The organism is Mesorhizobium terrae, assembly GCF_008727715.1.
Taxonomy (GTDB): Bacteria; Pseudomonadota; Alphaproteobacteria; order Rhizobiales; family Rhizobiaceae; genus Mesorhizobium; species Mesorhizobium terrae.
In genome coordinates this window covers 3896751-3923111 of the sequence record NZ_CP044218.1, presented here as the reverse complement: position 1 = coordinate 3923111, position 26361 = coordinate 3896751, and the positions used below count along the sequence as shown (strand labels likewise).

Genomic DNA, 26361 nt, shown 5'->3' with positions numbered 1-26361 from the left:
GGCTCGGTGGCCTGCGTTCTTGTCGTCTGAACCCAATTCATATTTCCGTCTATGCGCACGTCCGAACCCTTGATGACCGTCCCTGCCACGACCATTACCCCTGGTCATGTTGCAGTGCAGTGTCGAAACTGGATTGCTTTTTAACGATCGTCGGAAAAACCGGGGCAAACGACCAAAACCGCCCGTCGCCGCGCGGCGTTGTGGACGCAGCATCTCCCGGGAAAATCTCAGTTGGGTAAGGTCCTCTCCCCGCCATGACGGGGAGAGGACAGCCGGTCACTTCATCGCCGCCGCCAACCGCACCAGCGACAGGAATTCAGCACGGTAGCCGAACGGATCGGCGCCACGCGCGGCGTTCGCGATCTCCTGGATACGGTCGTAGCCGAACGTCGCCGTCGCATCCTCGTCGCGCAGCTTCTGGCCGAAAGCAGCCACAGCCACGGAAAAGCGCTGGTCGGTACTGGCCGCATCAAAGGAGGCGACTTCGTTGGTGCCGGTCACCGGCGTGGTGATGAGCTTCGACGTATCCTCCTCCGGCAGCTTGTAGCGGATTTTGACGAAAGCATATTCGTCGGCATTGGCGACGCCGCCATTGCTCGTCGCCGCCTCGCCATAGCGCAGATCGTCGACCTGCTGTGGCGCGCCCTTCGGCGTCAGTTCGTAGATCGCTGTCACCGAATGGCCGGAGCCGATCTCGCCGGCATCGACGCGATCATTGTTGAAATCCTCACGGTTCAAGGCGCGCGTCTCGTAGCCGATCAGCCGGTACTCCGAGACTTTGTCCGGATTGAACTCGACCTGGATCTTCACGTCCTTGGCGATCGGAAACAGCGTCGAGGTCGCCTCCTGAACCAGCACCTTCTCTGCTTCGGCCAGCGTGTCGATATAGGCGGCGGTGCCGTTGCCGTTCTGGGCGATGGTCTGCATCATCTGATCGTTGAGATTGCCACTGCCGAAACCGAACACGGACAGGAATACTCCGGTCCCGCGTTCCTTCTCGATCAGGCGCTTGAGATCATCGTCGTCGCTCTGGCCGACATTGAAGTCGCCGTCGGTGGCGAGCATGACCCGGTTGACGCCGCCCTTGACGAACGATTTCTGCGCCAGCCTGTAGGCTTCGCGGATGCCGGCCTCGCCAGCGGTCGAACCGCCCGGCGTCAGCGTGTCGATAGCCCTGAGTATCTTATCCCTCTCGGCCGCCTTGGTTGGTTCCAGCACCGTGCCGACATCGCCGGCATAGGTGACGATGGAGACGGTGTCATCGGCCTTGAGTTTGTTGACCAGCAGCCGGAAGGCCGATTTTAGCAGCGGCAGCTTGTCGGGTTCGTCCATCGATCCCGACACATCGATGAGAAAGACCAGATTGGCCTTCGGCTGCACCGCCGGCTGCATATCGTAGCCCTTGATGGCGACATGCATCAGCTTGTGCTGTGCATTCCATGGCGCCGGCATGACGCTAACCGTCGTGTTGAACGGCGTCTTGGCCTCGGTAGGCCCCTTCCAGTCATAAGGGAAGTAATTGACCATCTCCTCGACGCGGACGGTGTCAGCCTGCGGTAGCAGCCCTTCCTTCAGCGACCGGCGCACATAGGAATAGGACGCCGTGTCGACATCGATGGAGAAGGTCGAGACAGAGTCTTCCTTCGCCGAGCGCACCGGGTTGGTCTTGAAGTCCTGGATGCGATCGCGGTTTTCCTGGCTAGGCGCCATGACATCGCCCGGCATCGGTGCTGGCATCGGTGCTGCCAGCGGCTCCGCCGTCAGCGTCGTGTTGGCCGAATTTCGCGCCACCGCATCAGCGCTTTCGCTTTCCATCATTGGGGCCTGCGCCGGCGCGGCCGGTTTCGCCTCGGCATGCTTCATCCTGATCAGCCCGCTGCGCGGAGCCGCCGTCAAACGACCGTCCGCCGCAGAGAATTCGGGCTTTGGCGCCGGTGCGGCAGGCGCGATTGCCGGCTGTGCCGGGCTGGCCTCGTCCGCAGGCTGCGCCTGGCTTTGCGCCACGGCTGCGGCATCCTGTTTGGTCGCAACTGGCTTGTCGGCCAATGTCTCGGTCACCGGAATGCCGGCTTCAGGAGCGCCGCGCTGTTCCTGCATCAGGTGGAAAGCCGTGTAACCGGCGATCGGCAGCGCGACGAGACCGGCAATGGCCGGCGTGGCGATGAGCTTCTTCTGCATGATCTCTCTCCAGAGCGTGAGTGCTCGGGAGGTGAGACGCGGCCGCGCCGCCATTCCTTGGGGGGCGGTTTCGATTTTTTCGTCGAAAGCCGCCATCGCGGCGGCGAGCGCCTGCGCCCGCGCCTCAGCGCCGTGTGCAGGCAGCGGCGCGCCGCGCAACTTTTTCAGTTCGTCATCGTCGACCATGGTCACACTTCCCCGGCTGAGTTCACGAGAACCTTCAGCCGTTTCTTCGCTTCATGGATGTGCCAGGAAACCGTTGCCTCCGAGATCGCCATCGCCTCGGCCGCCGCCGCATGGGCGAGCCCTTCGCCATAGACCAGCAGCACGGCCTCCCGCTGCTTGTCCGGCAATTGCCGCACTGCCGCCCATAGCGCTTCCGTCGGATCGCCCGCCTCCGCCGCCTGCGCCTGTCCGAAGATCAGCGCGTGGCTGCCATAGGCTTCGGTCTTGGCGCTTTCTCGAGCACTCTTGCGGGCAAGATCGCGGGCGGCGTTCAGCGTCACCGCGTAAAGCCAGGAAGTGAAGGCCGCGCCACCGCGATAATCGCGGATCGCGCGGCCGAGCCGCACGCAGACATCCTGGGCGATGTCCTCGGCATCGGCGCGGCGTCCACACCAGCGATAGGCGACTCGATAGACAAAGTCATAGTGCCGCTCGACCAGCAGGCCGAACGCTCCCCTGTCTCCCTGTCTGGCCCGCCCGATCAGCTCGGTGTCGGATGCCTCGTCGTCCAGCATCATCGCCGTCATTTGTCGGTTGGACGTTGCGTTCGGGTCAATCCTTGGGGTCGTCAAAAGAAAATTTTCACACCGCCTGCCCGGCGACCCAGCCTGATGACCACGCCCACTGGAAATTGTAGCCGCCGAGCCAGCCGGTGACGTCGACGACCTCGCCGATGAAATAGAGCCCGGGCACCGACTTCGCCTGCATGGTCTTCTGGTCGAGCGCCTTGGTGTCGACGCCGCCAAGCGTTACCTCGGCCGTGCGATAGCCCTCGGAACCCGCTGGCTTGATACGCCACTGGTTCACCGCGGCATCGACCGCTTTCAGGTGAGCATCGTTGAGATCGGCCAGATTGCCGTTGAAGCCGAGCCGCTCAGCGATTGTCTGCGCCAGCTTCTTGGGCAAATGCGCGCCAAGCACGGTCTGCACCGCCTGGCGGCCATTCATCCGCTTGGCGTCGCGCAGGATGGCTGCAACATCGGCGCCCGGCAGCATCGAGATAGAGATCTCGTCGCCCTCGCGCCAGTAGGAGGAGATTTGCAGGATGGATGGGCCGCTGATGCCGCGATGGGTGAACAGCATCGCCTCGCCAAAGCGCGTCTTGCCACAGGAAACCTCGGCGTCGACGGCAACCCCCGACAGTGGCGCTAGCTTTGCCAGCGTGTTTGCGTCGAAGGTGAGCGGCACCAGCGCCGGGCGCGTCTCGACGATGGGGAGATCGAACTGCTCGGCGAGCTCATAGCCGAAGCCGGTAGCGCCCATTTTGGGGATCGACTTGCCGCCGCAAGCGATCACCAGCGACTTGCAGCGCGTCTTGCCGCTGTTGAGCTTCAGTTCGAAACCATCATCCGCAGGCACCACGCTCTCGACCGAGGTAGCAAACCGCATCTCGACGCCGCCGTCCCGCATTTCGGTGACAAGCATGTCGATGATCTGGCGCGCCGAACCGTCGCAGAACAGCTGGCCAAGCGTCTTTTCGTGATAGGCGATGCCGTAGCGCTCGACGAGCCCGATGAAATTCTTCTGGGTGTAGCGGCTGAGCGGCGAGATGCAGAAATGCGGATTCTGCGACAGGAAGCTCTTCGGACTGGCGTGGATGTTGGTGAAGTTGCAACGTCCGCCGCCGGAGATGCGGATCTTCTCGCCAGGCACCGAGGCATGATCGATGATCAGCACGGAGCGGCCGCGCTTGCCCGCCTCGGCTGCGCACATCATGCCGGCTGCACCCGCGCCGATCACGATGACATCGAAAGAATGCATTTGGGGGGTTCCGCAACTGAGAACTGGCCGCCCGACAATTTGGGCGCACCGCCGGCCTGATAGCCAACCGCGGCGGAATTGGCAAAGTCTGGACTAGCCCAGTGTTTCACCAAAAAAGGCGACGAGCCGCTTCCAGTGTCGTTCGCTACCGGTAACATCGAAGACGCTGTGATCGGATACGCACCAGCCATGCTGCATGCCGACATAGTTCTCGATGATGTGGTCGACTTGTGCCTCGCGCAGCGCCTGCGCCAGCCGAGCCGACTGCTCCGGCGGGAAACTGCCGTCGACGCCGGCCGAGCCGACATAAACCCGAGCCTTGATCTTGCCAGCATTCGTTGCCGGGCTGTCCGGCGCATCCGTGCCCAGCCGGCCGCCGTGGAAACTGGCGGCGGCGGCGATCTTGTCGGGATAGGCGGCTGCGGCATTGAGGGCGCGCCCGCCGCCCATGCAGTAACCTACGACGCCGATCGGTCCCTTTATGCCCGTAGCCTCCAGCGCCGAAATGAAGGCGCCGCTGTCGCGAACCGTCATCTCCTGCGTCAAGCCGCCGATCATCGCCATCAGCACGGCCTTGCTCTTCTCCTCGACAAAGGCCGTCTTGGCGTCGAACGGTCCATAGGGCGCATTGCGATAGAGCAGGTCCGGCACCTGCACCGCATAACCGTGACCGGCTAGGCGCTCGGCCATCGAATACAGCGCGGGTCGCGGGCCGAAGGCGTCCATGTAGAGGATGACGCCGGCCTTCGCCCCACCACCGGCACCGAACAGCGCCGCTTTGGCGATGCCGTCCGCCGTCTTGATATCGATGTCGCGTCTGTCGACCGAACTCACCATACGTCTCCTAGCGGGTTGCTCAGCCGCGATAGATAGAGGCCACGCAGCGCAGGGCAAGCGCCGCGCTAGCCTCGATCCTCAATGCGTATCGTGCGGGCGCCGACCAGCGACGCCCTGCCCGCGCCGAACCCCATGACGGCGACGCCGAGACCAAGCGCCACGAACAGGATGGCCGCGGCGGCGAAGCTGCCGGCCCAGCCATGGATCAATCCCACCAGCAATGGCCCGATCGCCGCCAGCACATAACCGACACCCTGTGCCATGCCGGACAGATGCGCCGCCACATGCGGATCGGGCGAACGCAACACGATCACCGTCATCGCCGCCGCGATCAGCCCACCCTGGCCGATGCCCTGCAGGACAGCAAGCGGCAACACCATCGAGGTTGGCGCAAACAGGATGCCGAGCAATGCCGCGACCGCGATGGTGACCAGTACGACATTGACCGCGCTCTGGTTGCGGCAGCGCACGGCGATCGGCGGCACCGCAAGACAGGTGACGACCTGCGCCATCACCGAGACCGAGACGATGGCGCCAGCGGCGGTGGCGTCGAAGCCGCGTTCGCGCAGGATCGGCGCCAGCCAGCCGAAGATGCTGTAGGCCAGCGCCGACTGCAGGCCCATGAACAGCGTGACCTGCCAGGCCAGCCGATCGCGCCACAGGCCGGTGACGCGAAACCCGCTGTGGCTGGCCTTACTGCGGCTAGTCAGAGCCTGCGGCAGCCAGAGCAGCAACACGGCCAGCGCCGGCACCGCCCAGGCGGCGAGCGCACCAGCCCAGGAGCCGGTGACGTAATGTTCGACCGGCAGCGTCAGGCCCGACGCCGCGGCAGCCCCCGCGCACAGCGCCATCGTATAGAGGCCGGTCATCAATGCCATGTTGTCGGGAAAGTCGCGCTTCACCAGTCCCGGCAAAAGCACATTGCCTATGGCGATGGCGGCCCCGGTGATGAACGTGGCGGCAAACAGCAGCGGCACCGATCCGAAGCCACGCAGCGCCGTGCCGAGGGTGACCAGCACCAGAACCCCGAGCAAAACGCGTTCGGCGCCGTTGCGCTGTGCCAGCTTCGGCGCGAAAGGCGCGAAGACGCCGAGACAGACCACCGGCAACGTCGTCAAAAGTGAGGCGCCGGTGCTGGACAGGCCGGTTGCCTGCATCACCTCGGGCAGAAGCACCGAAAGGCTGGAAAACAGCGGGCGCAGGTTGAAGGCGATCAGCACCAGGCTGGCGCCGAGCAGGATGCGGGCGCCACGGCTTGCAAGAACCGGCGGTTGCGGCGGCGGCAGGCTGTCGACCTCGGCGTCGACGAATTGATCGTCGATACCGTCCGTCGCGGAAACCCCGGCCTTCTTGCCGGATTGGCGAAAAGTCTGGTTCATTGCGCAAGCATCCGGTCGAGCTGGAGAAGCACCGGTGCCATGAAGGCGCGCACCGTCGCACCCGCGCGATCGGGGTCGCCGGAGGCGATGGCCTCGATCACCAGCGCATGCGCCGATGCATCGGGTTCCGGAAGATCGTCGCCCAAGGTGGCCTGGATGGTTTCGGCGATGGCGGCAGTGAAGAAATCATAGAGTTCCACCAGCGCCCGGTTGCCTGACATCGCCACGATCGCCTTGTGGAAAGCGAGGTCGCGGCAGACGAAGCTTTCCTGGCCCCCATCCGCGCTGTCGCCACGCTGTTCGAGCAGTTGCCGAAGCCGCGCGATATCGGCGGGCGCATGGCGCAATGCCGCCAGCCGCGCCGCCTCGATGTCGAGCGCCGTGCGCGCCTCCCACTGGTCGCGCAGGCAGGCATGCCGGACCCGCAACAGCGGTCCGGCCGGATCGATGGCCGAGCGCACATAGGTGCCCGATCCCTGCCGGGTGTCGAGAAGGCCTTGCGAGACCAGGGCCCGGACCGCCTCCCGCACGGTTCCGCGGCTGACCGAAAGCTGTTCCGATAAGGCAGCCTCGTTGGGGATGCGATCCCCCACTGGCCAGCGGCCGCCGACGATTTCGGCGCGCAGGTTTTCCGTCGCTGAGTCCGTGAGATTGGTTCGGGTCGCCGGTTGCATGGATACACTCATCAAGTCATCAGATGACTTGATGAGTAGGCCCATCATTGCGTCTGGTCAATCGCGCAAGGCTGCCGACTATGGTGGAACGATTGGGCCAGATCACGCGGTTGAGCCGGTCCGTTACATGCGAACAGGCGCGGCCTCGCCCATTCCGACAATCGCCGGCGTTCAGGCCAATCCGGCAAAGCTCGCCATATGAAAGGCTTGCACCTCCGGAGGGTAACGATACGCGACCCCAAAAGGACAAGCGTTGCGATCCAGACACCCGCCGCTCCGGCAAGGTTCGCCTACGGCCCCATGCACATGCGCAAGACAGGCGTCATAGGCAAAACCATCCGCCGAATAGGCATCGACGGGACAGGATTTCAGGCAAGGTTTTCCGACACATAGGCTGCAAAGATGAATCGGCTTCTCAGGTGTTTGAATCAAAACCTCATCGGCGAACAGCAGCGCGCCGCGGTAGGCATGCCACAGGCCATATTCAGGATGCATGAGGATGCCGAGCGGCGACGGCTTCAACCCCTCCGCCCGCATCGCCCATTGCTGGAACGGCATGTAGGGCTTTTCGGATGGATAGACGGCTCGCGCGCCGAAACTTGCCGCGACACCGTCAATGACGCCCCGCGACCACGTGTCGAGCGGGTTGTCGAGCCGCCGCGGTTGCCGCTGCCGCCACTCCAGGAAATGCGGCCAGGGTGCTGCTCCCGCCTGACCGACCAGAAAGACGGATTTTGCAGGGGCGCCGGTGGGGCCGATTGGCGCCTCGTCGTCAACGCCGAAAACAAAACCGCCGCGCAGGATGAGACCGTGCGCGGCGAGTTGGGTTGCGATATTCCGCGACTTCAGGTCATCGGCTGAAGAAGCCGGTGGGGCACGATGGCTGCTCACACCAATATCTCCGCGCTCCGATCCGGCTTGCTGCCCAGCATCATCCCTCGCCTGGCTGCTTGAAAGCGCTGCGCCAGACTTCCTTGTGAATGATGTTGGCGACTTTAGCCCCGCCTGAATCGGGCTCCTTTCACGTGAAGGCGTCGGGCATCGACTCCTTCTTCTTGGCGATGAAGGCCTGCAATGCCTCGTCGAGGCCCTCATCAAGATGCGGCGCCTCGTAGCTTTCCAGCCAGCGGCGGGCGAGCTCGTTGGCCCGCTGCGGCGCGGTCTTCTGACCTTCGGCCAGCCACTGCTCGTAGGAATTGTTGTCGGCGATGGACGAGCGGTAGAAAGCCGTCTGGAAATTGGCCTGGGTGTGATCGCAGCCGAGGAAATGGCTGCCCGGGCCGACCTGGCGAATGGCATCCATCGCCTGGCCGTTTTCGGAGAGATCGACGCCCTCGGCGAACTTTTGGCTCATGCCGAGCTGGTCGATGTCCATCATGAACTTTTCATAGCAGGAGGCGAGGCCGCCCTCGAGCCAGCCTGCCGAATGGAGGACGAAATTGGTGCCGGCAAGAAGCGTGGAGTTCAGCGTGTTGGCACTCTCGTAGGCGGCCTGCGCGTCGGGCACTTTCGAGGCGCAGAGCGAACCGCCGGTACGGAACGGCAGCCCGAGCCGGCGTGCCAGCTGCGCCGCGCCGTAGGAGACCAGTGACGGTTCCGGCGTGCCGAAAGTCGGCGCACCCGACTGCATGGAGATGGACGAAGCAAAGGTGCCGAACAGCACCGGCGCACCCGGCCGGATAAGCTGCGTGAAAGAAGCACCGGCCAGCACCTCGGCCAGAACCTGCGTCAGCGTGCCGGCAACCGTCACCGGGCTCATCGCACCGGCCAGGATGAACGGCGTGACGATGCAGGCCTGGTTGTTGCGGGCGTAAACCTTCAGCGCGCCGAGCATGGTCTCGTCGAACACCATCGGCGAATTGGCGTTGATCAGGCTGGTCAGCACTGTGTTCTGGTCGACGAAATCGTCGCCGAACACGATTTTCGCCATCGCCACCGTATCCTCGGCGCGTTCCGGCGCCGTCACCGAACCCATGAACGGCTTGTCCGAATATTTGATGTGGCTATAGATCATGTCGAGATGGCGCTTGTTCACCGGCACGTCGACCGGCTCGCAAACCGTGCCACCCGAGTGGTGGATGGACGGCGCCATATAGGCAAGCTTCACGAAATTGCGGAAATCCTCGATCGTCGCATAGCGGCGATTGCCGTCGAGGTCGCGCACGAAGGGCGGGCCATAGACCGGCGCGAACACCGTGGCGTTGCCGCCGATCTGCACCGAGCGCTCGCTGTTGCGCGCGTGCTGGATATACTGGCTCGGCGCGGTCTTGAGCAGGGAGCGGCACAGGCCACGCGGGAAGCGCACGCGTTCGCCCTTGACGTCGGCCCCGGCCTCTTTCCACAGCGCCAACGCCTCGGCATCGTCGCGGAATTCGATGCCGGTCTCTTCAAGCACCGTGTCGGCGTTCTTCTCGATGAGCGCCAGGCCTTCCTCGTCCAGCACTTCGTAAACCTTGATCTTGCGCCGGATATAGGTGAGCTGCGTGCCCGGTCCGCCGCCGCTGCGCGCCGCACGCCGCGCAGCCGCGCCACCACTGGCACCGCGCCCTCGCCTGCCGCCCGCCGCTTCCTGATCGACCGCCGCGTTCTCGCTCATAATGGTTCTTCCTTGAATCCTTCGACCGTCCGGCGGTCCCTCTCCGGATCGTAGCCATGCACCCTATCGGAAACGGCCAGAGAGCGCCAACGCCTGTCGCAAAATCGACAAGAAGAACAACAGATTCCCGGTCGCTTTCCTTTTGCGGAAAGTCGCAAATCAGCTATGGATGCGCGTCGTCGCAGGGTAGGTATTGACGCGACGTTTGATGCCTTGCGACACAGTCGCGCGGCCGCAGGGAGATGGATCAGCAATGTCCGACGACGAGATCATCCTTTCCGAGCTCTCCGATGAGGAACTTGTGCAGCAGATGCACGACGACCTCTATGACGGTCTGAAGGAGGAAATCGAGGAAGGCACCAACATCCTTCTGGAGCGCGGTTGGGCACCTTACGCGGTGCTTACCGAAGCGCTGGTCGAAGGCATGCGCATCGTCGGCGAGGATTTCCGCGATGGCATCCTGTTCGTGCCGGAAGTGCTTTTGTCGGCCAACGCTATGAAGGCCGGCATGCATATCCTGCGCCCGCTGCTCGCCGCCACCGGCGCGCCGAAGCAGGGCAAGCTGGTCATCGGTACCGTCAAGGGCGATATCCACGACATCGGCAAGAACCTTGTCGGCATGATGATGGAAGGTGCCGGCTTCGACGTCATCGACCTCGGCATCAACAATCCGGTCGAGAAGTATCTCGAGGCGATCGAGCAGCACCAGCCCGACATCATCGGCATGTCGGCTCTGCTCACCACCACCATGCCCTACATGAAGGTGGTCATCGACACGATGAAGGAAAAGGGCATTCGCGACGACTACGTCGTCCTGGTCGGCGGCGCGCCGCTGAACGAGGAATTCGGCAAGGCCGTCGGGGCAGATGCCTATTGCCGCGACGCGGCCGTGGCGGTCGAGACCGCCAAGGACTTCATGAAGCGCAAGCACAATCTGCGCGCTTCCGCCTGATCACGAAAAGGCCGCGCCTTGCAGCGCGGCCTTTTTGTCACCAGATTGTCAGGGTCGGCTACTGCAGGGTTTGCTTGACAGCGTGGGCCGTGCTTTTGACGTCCTTGCCGACGCCGCGGACCGTGTTGGCGCAGCCGGACAACGCGAGTGCCACGGCGATGACGGCGAGCGGTACGATGCGTGACAGTTTCATGGACGGTGTCTCCATTGTAGCGATGCAACAGACATCAACGCGACAAGGATAAACCTGTTCCACGGCGATGCCGAGTGTGTCCGGCGATGTTGGAGCGATCCGCCATGGCGGCAAGACAGAACCTCGATGCGACAACCATCGCCGACGCCGTCATCACCAAGGATGGCGAAGTTCGCGCAACCGCGCCGCTTGCCCAGCGCGTGCGCGTCATCGCCTGCGGTGCCATTGCCCGCGAAGTGCTCGCCGTTTGCAGGGCCAACAACCTCGATCACGTCGACCTGATTTGCCTGCCGGCGATCTGGCACGTCTATCCCGACAAGATCGCCCCGGCCATGCGCGAGGCGATCAGCAAGGCACGCGACGAGGGCTACCGGCGTATTTTCATCGGCTATGCTGAATGCGGCACGCGCGGCGAGCTCGACAAGATTTGCGCCGAGGAAGGCATCGAGCGCATCGGCGGCCCACATTGCTACGCTTTCTTCAGCGGCAACGACGCATTTGCCAAGATCGTCGACACCGAATTCACGGCGTTCTACCTGACCGACCTCATCACCCGCCAGTTCGAGGCCTTCGTCATCGAGCCGCTCAAGCTGGACAAGCATCCCGAACTGATCAGCATGGTGTTCGGCAACTATACCAAGATCGTCTATCTGGCGCAGACTGAGGACGAGGATCTCCAGAAAAAGGCGAAATGGGCGGCCGACTATCTGGGCCTCGACTACGAATACCGCTTCACCGGCTATGGCGATCTTGCCCCGGCCATTCTTGCCGCGGCGACCCGCTGAACGCGCCACCGAGGCGACCAGGTCAGAAAATGGCCTAACACCGGCAACACTCACGCTCTGGTTTTCTGGCCGCTGCTTGCGCTATAAGTCGCGCAACGGGGCGCTTGATCGAAATACCGGGGGAAATCATGACTTTGCGAGCCATCATGTTTGCGGTCGCCGCCACCCTGGCGACCGGCTCCGCCCATGCCGATGGCACCGTGCAGAAGATCATGACTGCCGCCGACAAGACACGGCTCGCCCAATATGGCGAAACCCGAAAAGCTGCCCTGGCGGAAGCGAAGGCGGGCCAGCCCGCCGAGGTGAAGGAACTGGATGAAGTCCTGGCCAGGCCGATGGTCGCTTTCTCCAACAAGGATCTCACCGGCATGTGGCAATGCCGCACCATCAAGGCCGGAGGACTTGGCCCGCTCGTCATCTATGGCTGGTTCAAGTGCCGTATCAGCGACGACGGCTCCGGCTGGATGCTAGAGAAGACTACAGGCTCGCAGCGTACCAGCGGCCGCTTCTACGACGACGGCGAAAAACGCTCGATCTATCTCGGTTCCGGCTTCGTCGCGGGTGAAAAGCCCAAGCGTTATGGCGCCGGACCGAAGACCGATCAGGCCGGCTATGCCTTCCGCACCGGCGCCAATGCCTGGCGGATCGAGTTTCCGGCGCCCTATTACGAATCCAAGCTCGACATCATCGAATTCAAACGCTGACGGCCTGCGGTTTGTGCACATAAGCTGACATAAAGGATTAACCCGCGCCGTCGAGAATGATGGCGCGGCACGACTTCGAAAGGCGCTACTCCGCGTCGAACGGTTGGACTTTCAGGAATGAGCGAAGTTGCGGGCACCGCGCCCATCGTCATTGTTACCGAGGGCGGCGGACACATCTGGGCGATCGTCAATGCCATTGCCGATCGCTTTGGCCCGGTGACGGTTATTCTGGAAACGCCGATCTCGAAATGGCTGCTGCTTAAGCGCCGTGCCCGCCGGCAGGGCTGGATCTCGGTGCTCGGCCAGATGGGAACCATGGTGCTGGTTCGCCTCGGCAAGCGTTTCGGCGCCAGCCATGTCGAGGAAATCGTAGCTGAATACAATTTGAAGACCGAACCGGCACCGAACCAGCACATCGTGCAGGTGCCTTCCGCCAATGCGCCACAGACGGTCGAAGCCATTGCCGATATCAGACCGAGCGTCGTGTTGCTCGCGGGCTGCCGGGTGCTGACCAGCGAGACACTGGCATCCATCCCCTGCCCGGTCATCAACTATCACGCAGGCATCAACCCGAAGTACCGCGGCATGAACGGCGCCTATTGGGCGCTGGCGAACAACGACGCGCAGAACTTCGGCACCACCGTGCATCTCGTCGACGCCGGCGTCGACACCGGAGCGGTGCTGCGCCACACCCGCGGCAAACCGGAGCATGGCGACACCATCTCGTCCTATCCGCTGCGCCAGGCCGCGATTTCACGCGATGCCTGCATCGAGGTGATCGAGAAGGTGCTGGCCGGTCGCATCGAACCGTTCGATCCTGGCCTGCCTTCGCGAATCTGGTTTCACCCGACGATCTGGTCCTACCTATGGACCGGGATACGGCGTGGCATCTGGTAGGCCAGAACGGTCCGCTCGTTTACCTAAGGACAGGCGAGCGTTAGACTTCGATCATGGCTGAGATTGACCACCGGCAGATCATCGCGTCCCTCTCGACCGAGGATCGGCGCGACCTCACCGAAAAACAGGATGCGCCAGGCGTGCTGCGGCTCGCCGCCCATGGCGGGCTGATCGTGCTGCTTGCCATCCTCATCCTGCTCAAGGTGCCGTTCTGGCCCGTTCTGATGCTGCCGCTCGGCATCCTGATCGTCTTCCTGTTCACGCTGCTGCACGAGACCATCCATGAGACGGCGTTCCGCACGGAAAAGCTGAACCGCATCGTTGCGGTTGTTAGCGGCTTCCTCATTCTGTTGCCGCCGGCATGGTTCCGCTATTTCCACTTCGCCCATCACCGCTACACGCACGACCCCGACAACGACCCGGAGCTGATGAGCCCGAAACCGGAGACGATCGCGCAATATCTGCGCTACCTGTCGGGCTGGCCGTATTGGAGCGGCATGGCGAAGGTGGTCACAGCCAATGCGCTCGGTCGAAACAGCGATTCCTTCGTGCCTGAAAAAGGCCGCGCCAAAGTATTGTCCGAGGCTCGCTGGTTCCTCGCTCTCTATGCCCTGATGTTCGCCGGTTCGGTCCTGCTGCAGTCGACGGCACTGCTCTGGACATGGATTGTGCCGGTATTGATCGGCCAGCCGTTCCTGCGCACCTATCTTTTGGCCGAACACACACGCTGCCCGCATGTCTCCAACATGCTGGAGAACACGCGCACCACCTTCACCACGGCAATCGTTCGTTTCGTGGCGTGGAACATGCCCTACCATGCCGAACATCATTCCTACCCGGCGGTGCCGTTCCACCGCCTACCGCGCTTTCACAGGATCATCGCCGAACATCTGCGCTCGACCGAGCGCGGTTATGTGCGCTTCCACCGCAAGCTTGTCGCCAACCTCGGCAAACCTGAGTAGCAAGACCGCGAGAGATCACATGGAATTCACCAGGCGGCATCGATGCTGGTAAAACCGGACGATCAGCTACTGGTCAGCGCTTCTTCCGTCGCGCGGTTGCGCGAATGTCTGGTTCCCGGCCTTCGCGCCAATCGATGGAATGGCGCTTCGACGAGCGTGTAAAAAGTGCATGTCGCGGCAGCGATCGCGCAGAGCTGCGCCGTCCAGGCGAGGAGATTCGCGGCAACAGTGTCGTTGAAGGCCACGCCCGACACTTACTCGGACTCGAAATACCCGATCACTGGGTAGTGGACGAGATAGAGCGAGAACGACGACCCGGAACCCGCGCGAATATTCCGCACGCAGACCGTTGCTTCGGCGAGCACTCAGCCGAGAATCCAGTTCGGTAGGCCAACAATGATCAGCGTCGGCATCGAGAATTCCCAACAATGTTGGATCGGCCAGCGCGCCGCGACAATTGCCAAAGCGACGAGTGACGTAACCAGGAAGGTCGCCGTTATAAGACCGCGCCTGAACAAGAGGAAGAAAGCCAGCCTCGGAAAACAAGCCGTCCCACCGGGACCAAAGGCTGCTGAAGAATTCTACTGCTCTCCTCCGCGAATTGCTCGCAACATCATCCCCGGCAATCGACAAGACCAATGTCCACGAGATAGGCAACTTCAATGAGATAGGCAAATGTTCTAAAGGAACCGTATCGAACTCAACCCCAAGGCGAGTTCGGGTGGAATCCTTCGCGGAACAGCTCTCTGGCTCGGCCTGTCACACTTTCCGTATCTCGGATCGCCCCGCGACAATGGCCGCGCCGAGATGCTCGGGTGGCCTGCAACACGAAGTTAGCCCCCTTGGCTGCGTCTTGAAGGAAAGATGTGGCTTGTCGCGCAAGAGCCGTTTTTTCCAGTTGTCGGCTGGTGCCTTGAACTCGCGGCCGGTCTATCGTTTTGCGACATCGTCGCGCGTCGCTTTTGAAGGCGCGCGCGTCGTCTGATGAGAAGCGGGCTATTCCCGCTTTCGGCAATGCTCCAACCATCGAAGGAACAAGTACAAATGGCCGATCTGATCGTCGTCTACTGGCGTGACATCCCCGCCCAGGTCATCGTCAAAAAAGGCAGGCAGAACGCCAAGCGCGAATTGCCGTTGCGCTTCACCGAAGCGATCGACATGGCCGCGATGCGTTCGGGCGCGGCCGAGACCGACGCCTATCTCGCGGAATGGCGCAAGGCCGACCCGATCCCTGTCGGCGAGGACCTCGAGGCAGAGGTGGAAAAGGCAGCGGCGGCCATCGACGCGGAGTATAGCCGGGAGCGGCTGGTCGCTCTCGCCAAGGCAGGCGGCAAGGAAAATGTCTGAGACCCAGCCGACACCGAATAAGAGCCCGGCAGGCGATACGCCCGCGGCAGGCGGCGTCACCCAGGCGACGCTGGTGCGCAAGGCGGCGCCGAAAAGCGACTACAAGCCCGCCGACGTGTCGCCGCAGCGACGCGTGCAGCGCTCCTATTCGGTTCGGTTATGGGCAATCCGCCATTCCAAGCTGCTCGAATGGTTCTACAGCCGCTTCGCCGATGCCTTCCTGTTGCTCCATCCGCTGTGGAGGGGCATCGGCTACGGCCGCGTCGAGGCGCCGGTCAAATTCGTCGAGAAGCGTGTGAAAGGCCTGATGTTCGACTGCCGTATGTGTGGCCAGTGCATCCTGTCGTCGACCGGCATGTCCTGCCCGATGAACTGCCCCAAGCAGTTGCGCAACGGCCCTTGCGGCGGCGTACGCGCCAACGGCAATTGCGAAGTCGAGCCCGACATGCCCTGCGTATGGGTCAAGGCCTGGGAAGGCTCGCGCAACATGGTCAAGGGCGATGCCATCCTCAACGTGCAGAAGCCCGTCGACCAGTCACTCAGGGAAACGTCGGCGTGGCTGCGTGTCACCGCACAGGCCGCTGCCGCGCGTGAGGCGGCCAATAACCCCAACACCGGAGCACCAGCATGACCCCGCCGCGTCCGCCACAGCGCGACGAGAACCCCGCTGGCATCCACCTGCCGCTGGAACCCCTGCCCGGCCATTCCTCGCGCGGCCGCCTCGAACGCGTCCTGCGCCGTGGCGAGTTCGCGGTGACCACCGAACTCAACCCGCCCGACAGTGCCGATCCGGAAGACGTCTACAACCGCGCCAAGGTTTTCGATGGCTGGGTCGATGCGATCAACGCCGTCGATGCCTCCGGCGCCAACTGCCACATGTCCTCGGTCGGCATCTGTGCGCTGCTGACCCGCATGGGCTATGCCCCGGTCATGCAGATCGCCTGCCGAGACAAGAACCGCATCGCCATCCAGGGCGACGTGCTGGGTGGCGCAGCCATGGGCGTGGCCAACATCCTTTGCCTCACCGGCGACGGCGTCCAGGCCGGCGACCAGCCCGGCGCCAAGCCGGTGTTCGACCTCGATTCGATGTCGCTGCTCGAAACCGTCCGCATCATGCGCGACAACGGCAAGTTCCTGTCCGGCCGCAAGCTGTCAACGCCGCCGCAGGTTTTCCTCGGCGCTGCGATCAATCCTTTCGCCCCGCCTTATGACTTCCGCCCGATCCACCTTGGCAAGAAGATCGCCGCCGGCGCGCAGTTCGTGCAGAGCCAGTATTGTTTCGACGTGCCGATGTTCAAAACCTTCATGCAGAAGGCCCGCGATCTCGGTTTCACGGAAAAGGTCTTCATCATGGTCGGCGTCGGCCCGCTGGCCTCTGCAAAGACGGCAAAATGGATCCGCTCCAATGTGCCCGGCATCCACATTCCCGATTCCGTCATCAAGCGGCTGGAAGGCGCGCAGGATCAGAAGAAGGAAGGCAAGCAACTCTGCATCGACATCATCAACGAGGTGAAGGAAATTCCCGGCGTCTCCGGCGTCCATGTGATGGCCTACCGCCAGGAAGAATATGTCGCCGAAATCGTCGATGAATCGGGCGTGCTCAAGGGCCGCCAGCCCTGGAAGCGCGAGGCGCGCGCGGACGACGCCCGTGTTGCCGAGCGCCTTGATCATCTCTTGCATGATAACGTCACCGAAACCCAGATCGACATGGTCAAGACCGCGCATTGATAGCGCGGGCGTCACCATTTGCTTGATCCACACCAGATAACGATATAAAGAAGTCTTTATATCCAGAGGGAGTTTGAAATGACCCGCACCATCGTCGCCTCGGCGACCCGTGAAATCGTCATCGGTTTCGACCAGCCCTTCTGCGTCATCGGCGAGCGCATCAACCCGACCGGCCGCAAGAAGCTGGCCGCCGAGATGGTCGCCGGCAATTTCGAGACCGTCATCAAGGACGCACTCGAACAGGCTGCCTGCGGCGCCACCATGCTCGACGTCAATGCCGGTGTCACCGCCGTCGACCCCAACGCCACCGAGCCGGCGCTTCTGGTGCAGACGCTGGAGATCGTGCAGAACCTGGTCGACCTGCCGCTGTCGATCGACTCCTCCGTCACCGCGGCCATCGAGGCCGCACTGAAGGTCGCCAAGGGCCGCCCCCTGGTGAACTCGGTCACAGGCGAGGAAGAGAAACTGGAAGCGATCCTGCCCCTGGTCAAGAAATACAACGTCCCCGTCGTTGCCATCTCCAACGACGAGACGGGCATTTCGATGGACCCGGATGTGCGTTTCGCCGTGGCCAAGAAGATCGTCGAGCGTTGCGCCGATTTCGGCATCCCGGCGCATGACGTCGTCGTCGACCCGCTGGTGATGCCGATCGGCGCGCTGGGCGATGCCGGCCGCCAGGTGTTCGCGCTGCTGCGCCGCCTGCGCGAGGAACTCAAGGTCAACACCACCTGTGGCCTGTCGAACATCTCGTTCGGCCTGCCGCACCGCCATGGCATCAATGCCGGCTTCATCCCGATGGTTATCGGCGCCGGCATGACCTCGGCGATCATGAACCCGGTTCGTCCGCAGGAAATGGAGGCCGTACGCGCCGCCAACGTGCTCAACGGCACCGATAAGGATTGCATGAACTGGATCAAGACCTACAAGGACTACAAGCCGGCCGAGGGCGGCCACCCCGTTGCCGCTCCGGTCGCGGTCAATGCGCCCGGTGACGCCGCTGCTGGCGGTCGCCGGCGTGGCGGCCGCGAAGCACGCATGGCACGGGGGTAATCGGTCGCAATTGAAATGAACTCGCCCGCCAACATCACCGATCCTCTCGTCCTGTTCATGCCGTCCGGCAAGCGCGGGCGGTTCCCTGTCGGCACGCCGCTGCTCGACGCAGCCCGCCAGCTCGGCGTCTATGTAGAATCGGTATGCGGCGGGCGCGCCACTTGCGGGCGCTGCCAGATCGAAGTGCAGGAAGGCAACTTCGCCAAGCACAAGATCGTCTCCTCGCTCGACCACATCTCGCCGAAGGGCCCGAAGGAAGAGCGCTACGAACGCGTGCGCGGCCTGCCCGAAGGGCGGCGCCTGTCCTGCTCGGCCACCGTCCAGGGCGACCTCGTCATCGACGTGCCGCAGGACACGGTGATCAACGCCCAGGTCGTGCGCAAGGCCGCCACCGACCGCGTCATCGAGCGCAACTCGGCGGTGCAGATGTGTTATGTCGAGGTCGAGCAGCCCGACATGCACAAGCCAACTGGCGATCTGGAACGCCTTAAGGCGGTGCTGGAGAACGACTGGGGCTGGAAGGATCTGCGCGTCGCGCCGCATCTCATCCCCGAGATCCAGAAAATCCTGCGCAAGGAGAACTGGGCGGTCACGGCGGCAATCCACAAGGACATGGAGTTCTCGCGCGCAACCGTCATCGCGCTCTATCCGGGCCTCAAGAACGAGGCCTACGGCATAGCCTGCGACATCGGCTCGACCACAATCGCCATGCATCTGGTCTCGTTGCTGTCAGGTCGCGTCGTCGCGTCTTCCGGCACGTCGAACCCACAGATCCGCTTCGGCGAGGATCTGATGAGCCGCGTCTCCTACGTGATGATGAATCCGGACGGACGCGAGGCGATGACCAAGGCCGTGCGTGAGGCCATCAACACGCTGATCGGCAATGTCTGCGAGGAAGGCGGCGTCGATCGCCACGATATCTTCGACAGCGTCTTCGTCGCCAACCCGATCATGCACCATCTGTTCCTCGGCATCGACCCGACCGAACTCGGCCAGGCGCCTTTCGCGCTTGCCGTTTCGGGTGCGGTGCAAGGCTGGACCAACGACATCGGCATCGACGTGAACAGCGGTGCGCGTTTCTACACGCTGCCTTGTATCGCCGGCCATGTCGGCGCCGATGCCGCCGGCGCGACGCTGTCGGAAGGCCCTTATCGGCAGGACAAGATGATGCTCCTGGTCGATGTCGGCACCAATGCCGAGATCATCCTGGGCAACAGCGCACGTGTCGTCGCCGCCTCGTCGCCGACGGGACCGGCCTTCGAAGGTGCTGAAATCTCGTCCGGCCAGCGCGCTGCCCCCGGCGCCATCGAACGCGTGCGCATCGATCCCGAAACGCTGGAACCGCGCTATCGCGTCATCGGCACCGACAAGTGGTCGGACGAGGAAGGCTTCGAGGAAGCATCCTGGACGACCGGCGTCACCGGCATTTGCGGTTCGGCCATCATCGAGGTGGTGGCGGAGATGTATCTCTCCGGCATCATCTCGGAAGACGGCGTCGTCGATGGCTCGATGATGGCGAAAAGCCCGCGCATCATCCAGAACGGCCGCACCTTCTCCTATCTGCTGCGTGAGGGCCGCCAGGGCGAACCGCGCATCACCGTTACCCAGAACGACGTGCGCGCCATCCAGCTCGCCAAGGCTGCCCTCTACGCGGGCGTCAAGCTGCTCATGGAAAAGCAGGGCGTCGAAACTGTCGACACCATCCGTTTCGCCGGCGCCTTCGGCTCCTTCATCGACCCGAAATACGCCATGGTGCTTGGCCTTATCCCCGACTGCGACCTTTCCGAGGTCAAGGCTGTCGGCAATGCCGCGGGTACCGGGGCGCTGATGGCGCTGCTCAACCGCGACCATCGCCGCGAGATCGAGAAGCAGGTGGCGAAGATCGAAAAGATCGAAACCGCGCTCGAACCGCATTTCCAGCAGCTGTTCATCGATGCCATGGCGCTGCCCAACAAGGTCGACCCCTTCCCCAAATTGGCCGAGCAGGTGAAGCTGCCACCACGCAAGGCAACCAGCGAAGACGGCGTTGGTGGCGAAGCCACGCCGCGACGCCGCTCGCGCGAGGAACGGGCAGCACGGCGCGGCCGCGAATAGCGGTCCGCCGGGCTGATTGCCATTCAGGCCGGATGACGCGACGAGCCCCGCTGTGGCATCCGGGACACAGGGAACGGTCAAGGCCCCGGTCACGCCGGCTCTCCTTGACCGGGTGCCATGTTCTCGCCCCCTTTTGCGGCCAGTCACAGCTTTCCATTCGCGCCGCTCGACGCTCGTTTCCGGTCGCCACAATCCCTTTCTTGATACGCGCATCTTCACCGAAGCGTGATCGCCGGTGATTGGAAGCATTCAGACTTTTCTGCGACGAACCGGCTCAACCGAAATCAATACGATCAGGTTCCGCAATGTCCGTTATGCTCACCCGCCGCATGTTCGTCCTCGCCATCCCCTTCGTTGCGGCTGGCTGCACCATGACGCAGAAAGTGGCCTCGATCAAACCGGGCAAGCGGGAAGTTCCGCAATATTACAAAGACATGTATGCGCCGGTTGCAGACGATGCATTCCCCATCCCCGCCCCGGACCTTACCAAGATCAACCCGAAATTTTACCGTCAGGAAGTCGCCTACCAAGGCTCCGAGCCGGCAGGCACCGTTGTCATCGACACGCCGAAACGCTTCCTCTATCTGGTGCTCGGCGAAGGACGCGCACTGCGTTACGGCGTTGGCGTCGGCAAGGCCGGGCTGGCGTTCGAGGGCAGCGGCGTCATCCAGTACAAGCGCGAATGGCCGCGCTGGACGCCGACGCAGGATATGATCGCCCGCGAGCCGGAGCGCTACGGTCCGCTCTCCGCCGGCATGGAGCCTGGCCCGACCAACCCGCTTGGCGCCCGCGCGCTCTATCTGTTCAAGAACGGCGCCGACACGCTCTACCGCATCCACGGCACCAATGAGGATTGGTCGATCGGCCGCTCGATCTCATCCGGCTGCATTCGCCTGCTCAACCAGGACATCATCGACCTGCACCGCCGCGTGCAGAGCGGCACCCGCGTAGTCGTGTTGCAGCAGGATACGGTGCCCGCCGCCTGATACGCGGCCGCACGCACCTTTCCTGGGCGACGCTACCCGCGTGCGGTGGCGCAAGCCGATAACGCTGCGTGATCCTTGACATTTTCCGGCGCAGACCAAAATTTGGGATGGGGGCATTCAAAGGCCGGCCTGCCGGCTCAGCATCCGTCGGTCGCATCGCATGGCCAGCATCCGCAGCAACGTTGTCTCGTTTGTCCTGAAGCACACCCGCAAGAAAGCATTTTCCAGCCCTGAGGCTATGCATCGCTGGATCCAGCATGCGCGCCGCAAGCAGAGCCATCAGCCACCGCCGGCAATCATCCAGCGCTTCGACGTCAAAACGCGCAGCGTCGACGGCTTTCCCGTCTATGAGATCGCGCCGCGAGACGGCGGCACCCGGCGGATTCTTTACCTGCATGGCGGCGCCTATGTCTTTGAAATCACGTCCTATCACTGGGCGTTGATTGCCGAGATGGCGGAACGGCTGGGCTTTGGCGTCACCGTGCCGATCTATCCGATCGCGCCGGAACACGACTTCCACGACATGTTCGGCATGGTCGGTGCAGTCTATCGTGGAATGCTCGAAGAGACGGCGGCCAGCGAGATCGTCTTCATGGGCGATTCAGCCGGCGGCAACATGGCCGTGGTGCTGACCATGATGATGGCGCAGGATGGCCTGCCGGCGCCCGGCAGCCACGTGCTGATTTCGCCCGGTCTCGACATGTCGCTGACCAATCCGGACGTTTTCGCGGCCGAGCAGCATGACCCCTGGCTGGGCATCCCCGGCGGCCTGGAGGCGGTCAGGCTCTACAGCGCCGGTATGGATCGCAGCGACTGGCACATCAGCCCGCTCTATGGCGACCTCACCGTCCTGCCGACAACCCTGCTCCTCACCGGCTCGCGCGACCTGTTGACGCCCGACAATCTGATCTTCGCCGAAAGGGCGCGTGCCGCCGGCGTCGACATCGAGCTGGTCCACGAAGAAGGCATGTTCCACGTCTGGCCGCTGATCAACATGCCGGAAGCGCGGCGCGCGCGCGACCGCATCGTGACGTTCCTGAGCAGGCGCGAGAGGCAGCCCGGCCTGGCCTTCGCGGCCGAATAGCCAGGAACGGCCTAGAACTTCCCCGTTTCCCGGAACACGTCGAAGGTAGCGCGGATATGGTCGGCCACCGCCTTGACCGGCGCACTGGCGTCCGGCGTCACGATCATCGCCAGATTGTAGCTGCCGATATGCGGCAGACCGTCCTTCGGGCCGAGCTCGACCATGTCGTTGCCAAGGAAGGATTTGGGCAGCGGCGCCACGGCGAGATCCGCGAGAATGGCGGCGCGCTGGCCAGCAGTGTGTGCACTCATATAGGCAACGCGATAGTTGCGGCCATCGCGGCCGAGCGCATCCAGCGCCCCTGCCCGCCACACGCAACCTTCTTCCCAGATCGACACCGGCAGCGGCTCGCGCAGATGCGCGCATCCACCCTTGGCGCCCGCCCATACAATCGGCTCGGTTAGAAGCACCTCGGCGCCGATAGCGCTGGTCTTGTAGGAATTGGTCAGCAAGGTGATGTCGAGCACACGGTCATCCATGCGCCGGCGCAGATTGATCGACTGGTCGATGGTGACATCGACGGCGATCGAGGGATGCGAATGCGCGAAGCGCTTCAGCACATGCGGCAGGACCCGTTCGCCGTAATCGTCCGGCGAGCCCAATCGCACCACGCCGACGATATCAGGCACGATGAACTTGGAGACCGCCTCGCGGTTGATGGCCAGCAGCCGTCGCGCATAGCCAAGCAGCATCTCGCCATCGGTGGTCAGCGCGACCGAGCGCGCGTCACGCGCGAAGACGGAGCGGCCAAGCACGTCCTCCAATTTCTTGATCTGCATCGAAACCGCCGAAGGTGTGCGGAACACGGCCGTGGCCGCCGTGGTGAAGCTGCCGGTCTCGGCGATCGCAACGAATGTGCGCAACACATCCAGGTCAAGCAGCGGAAGTGGATGGTTGAGTGGCGCGTTCATCGGCGTTCCATTCAAATTTTCTGAACTAAAGCATCATGTCATTTCGTTTGATTGAACATCACCGCAGGTTCATAGTCAACACTGTCAAGACGGCCCTATCGATCATTGCTGACAAGCTGTTGGAGCAGCAGCAATTCGATGGGAACCAGCAGCCGAATTTCCAGCCAACCGTGGAAGGAGAAGTGTATGACCGTTCTGTCGACCATCGGTCGGATCGCGACCGAACTCGGTGCCGCCCGCAGCCGTTATCTCACCGAGCGCGCCATCCGCGCACTGCCCGCCGAGGTGCAGAAGGATATCGGCTGGCCGGATGTGGCTTCAAACACCGCCCATGCGGCCGGCGTCGGCAGCTGGGCCGGCGGAAAATGACCGGACAGGCAGTCGCATGAGAGCCCGCCGCGATGTTTCCGGCGGGCTTTTTTGTTGCCGCAACGCCCATTCAGCTCGCCATGCAATGGACGCATGACGCATATGAACAAGCCGCATAGCGGCGCAAAATTCAACCAACTCATTGTAAAAAATAAACAAAATATGGTTTCTGGCTGAAACATGCCAATTCCCATGTCGCTTTTCCATATGAAGCGCTTCGCTTTTGCGATTTTGTTTTTGCGTGGACAAGCCTATATGCACTGCAGCAAACGAGCTGCCCCACTCCATCAAGCGAAGGCGACCCGTCTGAGCAACCGATTGGAGAAAGTCATGAAGCTCTTTACCCGCCTGTTCACCCGCCGCCAGACCAACCTGACCACCGCTCTGGAGCGTCAGCGTTTGGCCAAGACCATGCCTGGCCAGACCGCAGCGGTTGCGGCCGCCCGTCTCGGCTTCGTGGCATGATCGTTCGAGGCTCCGACGAGCCTCACTTTCAGCCGTAAAATTGCAAACGCCGCCTCGCTTCGACCGGGCGGCGTTTTGCTATTGGCGACACCGCGCGGGCGTTGACGAAAGCCGCCGACGCGCCCCCGATCTTTCCAAAGCGCTTGCGATGGCCCGTTTGCGACCCATGTCGCAAATTTTGTCTTCCCTACCCGCTCTAGCCAATTGACAGAAAATAATTTTCCTGATGACGCTATGCTGATCGCGACATTCTGTTCGCGTCATGGGAGGTAGATTTTTCGTGAGCGCCGCAAAGCAGCCGATCAAACGATCGTTGGTCTTTTTCCTCGTCCCTGATTTCACCATGGTCGCGTTTGCGACAGCGCTTGAGCCATTGCGCATCGCCAACCGAATGCTCGGCTACGAAGCCTATCGCTGGCGGCTGGCAAGCACCGATGGGAGCCCCGTGCCGGCCTCGAACGGCGTCCTATGCGCGGTCAACACCTCGCTGGACGAGGAACGCCGCAAGATGGCAGGCCCTGACCGGCCGTCCATGGCCATCATCTGCACGGGCATGGATGTCGAGAAATACCATAACAAGTCGGTCTTCGCCTGGCTGCGCGAGGAGTATAATCGCGGCGTCGCCGTGGGCGGACTGTGCACCGGCGCCTATGTTCTGGCCGCCGCCGGTCTCTTGTCCAACAAGCGCTGCGCCATCCACTGGGAAAACCTGCCTGGCTTCCAGGAAGCCTTCCCGAAGGCCAACGTCTTCGCCGACCTGTTCGAGGTCGACCAGAATGTCTACACCTGCGCCGGCGGCACCGCCGCGCTCGACATGATGCTGAAACTGATCGGCGACGATTTCGACGAAAACCTCGTCAACCGCGTCTGCGAACAGGTGCTGACCGACCGCGTAAGAAGCCCGACCGACCGCCAGCGCCTGCCGCTGCGCGCACGGCTAGGCGTGCAGAATTCCAAGGTGCTCACCATCATCGAGCTGATGGAGGCGAACCTCGCCGAACCCTTGTCGCTGATCGAAATCGCCGACCATGTCGACCTTTCGCGCCGTCAGATCGAGCGGCTGTTCCGTACCGAGATGGGCCGCTCGCCCGCCCGTTATTATCTGGAAATCAGGCTCGACCGCGCCCGTCATTTGCTGATCCAATCGTCGATGCCGGTGGTCGAAGTCGCGGTGGCCTGTGGCTTCGTCTCGGCTTCGCATTTCTCCAAATGCTATCGCGAGCTCTATGCGCGCTCGCCGCAGCAGGAGCGCATCGACCGCAAGCAGCTTCTGGCGGCCTGATATCGGAAAGCCCTCCCCTGCCTGGGGAAGGTCAAGTCACCGGTTGTCGAGCAGATAGTTGCGGTCACGCCATCTCTTCTCGCCGGCGAGGCAATCGACCGTGGGGGTTGCCTGAGCGAGCACCACTGGGGGCTGCACGGCCTCGGCCGCAGCCCAATGCGGCGATGCCGGACCGGCCAGTTCCAGCACCAGCTTGCGGCGGACCGCCTCGGGGAACTGTTCCCAGCCATTGACCGGAATCATGAAGGCCCCGGGGCCGCCGATGACGCAATCGTGGTAGTAGCGATCGAGATCGCGCAGATCGTAGGGCGATTCCGCCAGGCCACTGGTCATCAGCGGCAATCCATTGATGGTGATGCCCTGCTTGACCACGGCGTCGCGGGCGAAAGGCGCCGGCGCGCCCTGGTTGTTCGGTCCGTCGCCGGAGATGTCGATGACACGTTTATCGCCCTGAAACGGGCTTTCGGCGAACAGGTCGGCGCCGAATTGCAGCGCCGCCGAGATCGACGTGCGCCGCGCGCTGTTAGGCGGCCGGGCCGACAATTGCGAAACCACGCCCTCTGCATCGGCGCGGTTGGCGATTACTGTCCACGGCACGATCACATATTGCGACATGGTGCCGGCCCATTCGACGTAGGTGACGGCGATCTTGCCGTACCGGCCGTCGGCAATCGCCCGCAGCACGGCTTCGTCGGTCAACGCCGCGGCATAGCCGTGCCGCTGGATCTCCAGCTCTTCCGGCGACATCGACAAAGAGACGTCGACGGCAAGGACTAGCTCCACGTCAACCGGTTCGGCTGCATTCGCCGCCGCGATCAGCCCAAGCGCCAGCGCCGAAGCGACACCCACGAAAAGGGAGCTGACAGAGGCTGCCGACATGGTCGAAGAGTAAGCGAAAACCG

26 protein-coding genes are annotated in these 26361 nt (G+C 62.9%); 15 read left to right on the top strand and 11 right to left on the bottom strand.

Going from position 1 to position 26361, the window contains the following annotated elements; genetic code table 11:
• Positions 1-276: 276 nt before the first annotated feature.
• From FZF13_RS20110 to FZF13_RS20075, 8 genes are all read right to left on the bottom strand, one after another.
• Positions 277-2364: a vWA domain-containing protein gene (locus tag FZF13_RS20110; RefSeq protein WP_024926832.1), complete on the bottom strand. Its 2088-nt coding sequence runs from the start codon at positions 2362-2364 to the stop codon at positions 277-279.
• Positions 2365-2366: 2 nt separating this feature from the next.
• Positions 2367-2930, bottom strand: a complete 564-nt coding sequence (locus tag FZF13_RS20105) for an RNA polymerase sigma factor (RefSeq protein WP_024926831.1) — start codon at positions 2928-2930, stop codon at positions 2367-2369.
• 55 nt (positions 2931-2985) lie between these two features.
• The gene (locus FZF13_RS20100) at positions 2986-4164 is read right to left on the bottom strand and encodes a BaiN/RdsA family NAD(P)/FAD-dependent oxidoreductase (protein WP_024926830.1); all 1179 of its coding nucleotides are present in this window, start codon (positions 4162-4164) and stop codon (positions 2986-2988) included.
• A gap of 93 nt (positions 4165-4257) precedes the next feature.
• Positions 4258-4998 (bottom strand): dienelactone hydrolase family protein, encoded by a 741-nt coding sequence (locus tag FZF13_RS20095; protein ID WP_373426365.1) that lies wholly within the window; start codon positions 4996-4998, stop codon positions 4258-4260.
• Positions 4999-5066: 68 nt separating this feature from the next.
• On the bottom strand, positions 5067-6380 hold the full coding sequence (locus FZF13_RS20090; protein ID WP_024926828.1) for a CynX/NimT family MFS transporter: 1314 nt from the start codon (positions 6378-6380) through the stop codon (positions 5067-5069).
• A complete protein-coding gene (locus tag FZF13_RS20085; protein WP_024926827.1) occupies positions 6377-7054 on the bottom strand; it encodes a FadR/GntR family transcriptional regulator in 678 nt (225 codons plus the stop codon). The genes FZF13_RS20090 and FZF13_RS20085 overlap by 4 nt, the downstream gene beginning before the upstream one ends.
• A gap of 171 nt (positions 7055-7225) precedes the next feature.
• Positions 7226-7945, bottom strand: a complete 720-nt coding sequence (locus FZF13_RS20080; protein WP_373426366.1) for a hypothetical protein — start codon at positions 7943-7945, stop codon at positions 7226-7228.
• A gap of 130 nt (positions 7946-8075) precedes the next feature.
• Positions 8076-9650 (bottom strand): trimethylamine methyltransferase family protein, encoded by a 1575-nt coding sequence (locus FZF13_RS20075; RefSeq protein WP_024926825.1) that lies wholly within the window; start codon positions 9648-9650, stop codon positions 8076-8078.
• Between the two features lie 253 nt (positions 9651-9903).
• Between FZF13_RS20075 and FZF13_RS20070 the strand changes: the two genes are divergently transcribed.
• Positions 9904-10602 (top strand): corrinoid protein, encoded by a 699-nt coding sequence (locus FZF13_RS20070; RefSeq protein WP_024926824.1) that lies wholly within the window; start codon positions 9904-9906, stop codon positions 10600-10602.
• A gap of 58 nt (positions 10603-10660) precedes the next feature.
• Here FZF13_RS20070 and FZF13_RS20065 read toward each other — a convergent pair whose 3' ends face one another.
• Positions 10661-10795, bottom strand: coding sequence for an entericidin A/B family lipoprotein (locus FZF13_RS20065; protein WP_065998064.1), 135 nt, complete (start codon positions 10793-10795; stop codon positions 10661-10663).
• Positions 10796-10899: 104 nt separating this feature from the next.
• Here FZF13_RS20065 and FZF13_RS20060 point away from each other — a divergent pair, with 104 nt between their 5' ends.
• The 11 genes from FZF13_RS20060 to FZF13_RS20010 all read left to right on the top strand — a co-directional run bounded on the left by FZF13_RS20060 (position 10900) and on the right by FZF13_RS20010 (position 22432).
• A complete protein-coding gene (locus tag FZF13_RS20060) occupies positions 10900-11580 on the top strand; it encodes a DUF1638 domain-containing protein (RefSeq protein WP_024926823.1) in 681 nt (226 codons plus the stop codon).
• Positions 11581-11708: 128 nt separating this feature from the next.
• On the top strand, positions 11709-12284 hold the full coding sequence (locus FZF13_RS20055; RefSeq protein WP_024926822.1) for a DUF4893 domain-containing protein: 576 nt from the start codon (positions 11709-11711) through the stop codon (positions 12282-12284).
• Between the two features lie 117 nt (positions 12285-12401).
• Positions 12402-13181: a formyl transferase gene (locus FZF13_RS20050; RefSeq protein WP_024926821.1), complete on the top strand. Its 780-nt coding sequence runs from the start codon at positions 12402-12404 to the stop codon at positions 13179-13181.
• Between the two features lie 53 nt (positions 13182-13234).
• The gene (locus FZF13_RS20045) at positions 13235-14143 is read left to right on the top strand and encodes a fatty acid desaturase (RefSeq protein WP_210270964.1); all 909 of its coding nucleotides are present in this window, start codon (positions 13235-13237) and stop codon (positions 14141-14143) included.
• A gap of 1044 nt (positions 14144-15187) precedes the next feature.
• On the top strand, positions 15188-15490 hold the full coding sequence (locus FZF13_RS20040) for a virulence factor (protein WP_024926819.1): 303 nt from the start codon (positions 15188-15190) through the stop codon (positions 15488-15490).
• Positions 15483-16121 (top strand): methylenetetrahydrofolate reductase C-terminal domain-containing protein, encoded by a 639-nt coding sequence (locus FZF13_RS20035; RefSeq protein ID WP_024926818.1) that lies wholly within the window; start codon positions 15483-15485, stop codon positions 16119-16121. The genes FZF13_RS20040 and FZF13_RS20035 overlap by 8 nt, the downstream gene beginning before the upstream one ends.
• Positions 16118-17218, top strand: a complete 1101-nt coding sequence (locus FZF13_RS20030; RefSeq protein ID WP_024926817.1) for a methylenetetrahydrofolate reductase — start codon at positions 16118-16120, stop codon at positions 17216-17218. The genes FZF13_RS20035 and FZF13_RS20030 overlap by 4 nt, the downstream gene beginning before the upstream one ends.
• A gap of 78 nt (positions 17219-17296) precedes the next feature.
• Positions 17297-18268, top strand: coding sequence for a methyltetrahydrofolate cobalamin methyltransferase (locus tag FZF13_RS20025; protein WP_024926816.1), 972 nt, complete (start codon positions 17297-17299; stop codon positions 18266-18268).
• Positions 18269-18283: 15 nt separating this feature from the next.
• The gene (locus tag FZF13_RS20020; RefSeq protein ID WP_024926815.1) at positions 18284-20362 is read left to right on the top strand and encodes an ASKHA domain-containing protein; all 2079 of its coding nucleotides are present in this window, start codon (positions 18284-18286) and stop codon (positions 20360-20362) included.
• Between the two features lie 314 nt (positions 20363-20676).
• Positions 20677-21348 (top strand): L,D-transpeptidase, encoded by a 672-nt coding sequence (locus FZF13_RS20015; RefSeq protein ID WP_024926814.1) that lies wholly within the window; start codon positions 20677-20679, stop codon positions 21346-21348.
• Positions 21349-21508: 160 nt separating this feature from the next.
• Positions 21509-22432, top strand: coding sequence for an alpha/beta hydrolase fold domain-containing protein (locus FZF13_RS20010; RefSeq protein ID WP_024926813.1), 924 nt, complete (start codon positions 21509-21511; stop codon positions 22430-22432).
• Between the two features lie 11 nt (positions 22433-22443).
• On the opposite strand, the gene FZF13_RS20005 is transcribed toward FZF13_RS20010, so the two are convergent.
• Positions 22444-23343: a LysR substrate-binding domain-containing protein gene (locus tag FZF13_RS20005; protein ID WP_024926812.1), complete on the bottom strand. Its 900-nt coding sequence runs from the start codon at positions 23341-23343 to the stop codon at positions 22444-22446.
• A 186-nt stretch (positions 23344-23529) separates the two neighbouring features.
• Here FZF13_RS20005 and FZF13_RS20000 point away from each other — a divergent pair, with 186 nt between their 5' ends.
• The 3 genes from FZF13_RS20000 (at position 23530) to FZF13_RS19990 (ending at position 25459) form a co-directional block, all read left to right on the top strand.
• The gene (locus FZF13_RS20000; protein WP_024926811.1) at positions 23530-23712 is read left to right on the top strand and encodes a hypothetical protein; all 183 of its coding nucleotides are present in this window, start codon (positions 23530-23532) and stop codon (positions 23710-23712) included.
• A 330-nt stretch (positions 23713-24042) separates the two neighbouring features.
• Positions 24043-24177, top strand: a complete 135-nt coding sequence (locus FZF13_RS29445; RefSeq protein WP_137900549.1) for a hypothetical protein — start codon at positions 24043-24045, stop codon at positions 24175-24177.
• 343 nt (positions 24178-24520) lie between these two features.
• Positions 24521-25459: a GlxA family transcriptional regulator gene (locus tag FZF13_RS19990; protein WP_353844567.1), complete on the top strand. Its 939-nt coding sequence runs from the start codon at positions 24521-24523 to the stop codon at positions 25457-25459.
• Positions 25460-25495: 36 nt separating this feature from the next.
• Here FZF13_RS19990 and FZF13_RS19985 read toward each other — a convergent pair whose 3' ends face one another.
• Positions 25496-26338: a DUF1194 domain-containing protein gene (locus FZF13_RS19985; RefSeq protein ID WP_024926809.1), complete on the bottom strand. Its 843-nt coding sequence runs from the start codon at positions 26336-26338 to the stop codon at positions 25496-25498.
• Positions 26339-26361: the final 23 nt, after the last annotated feature.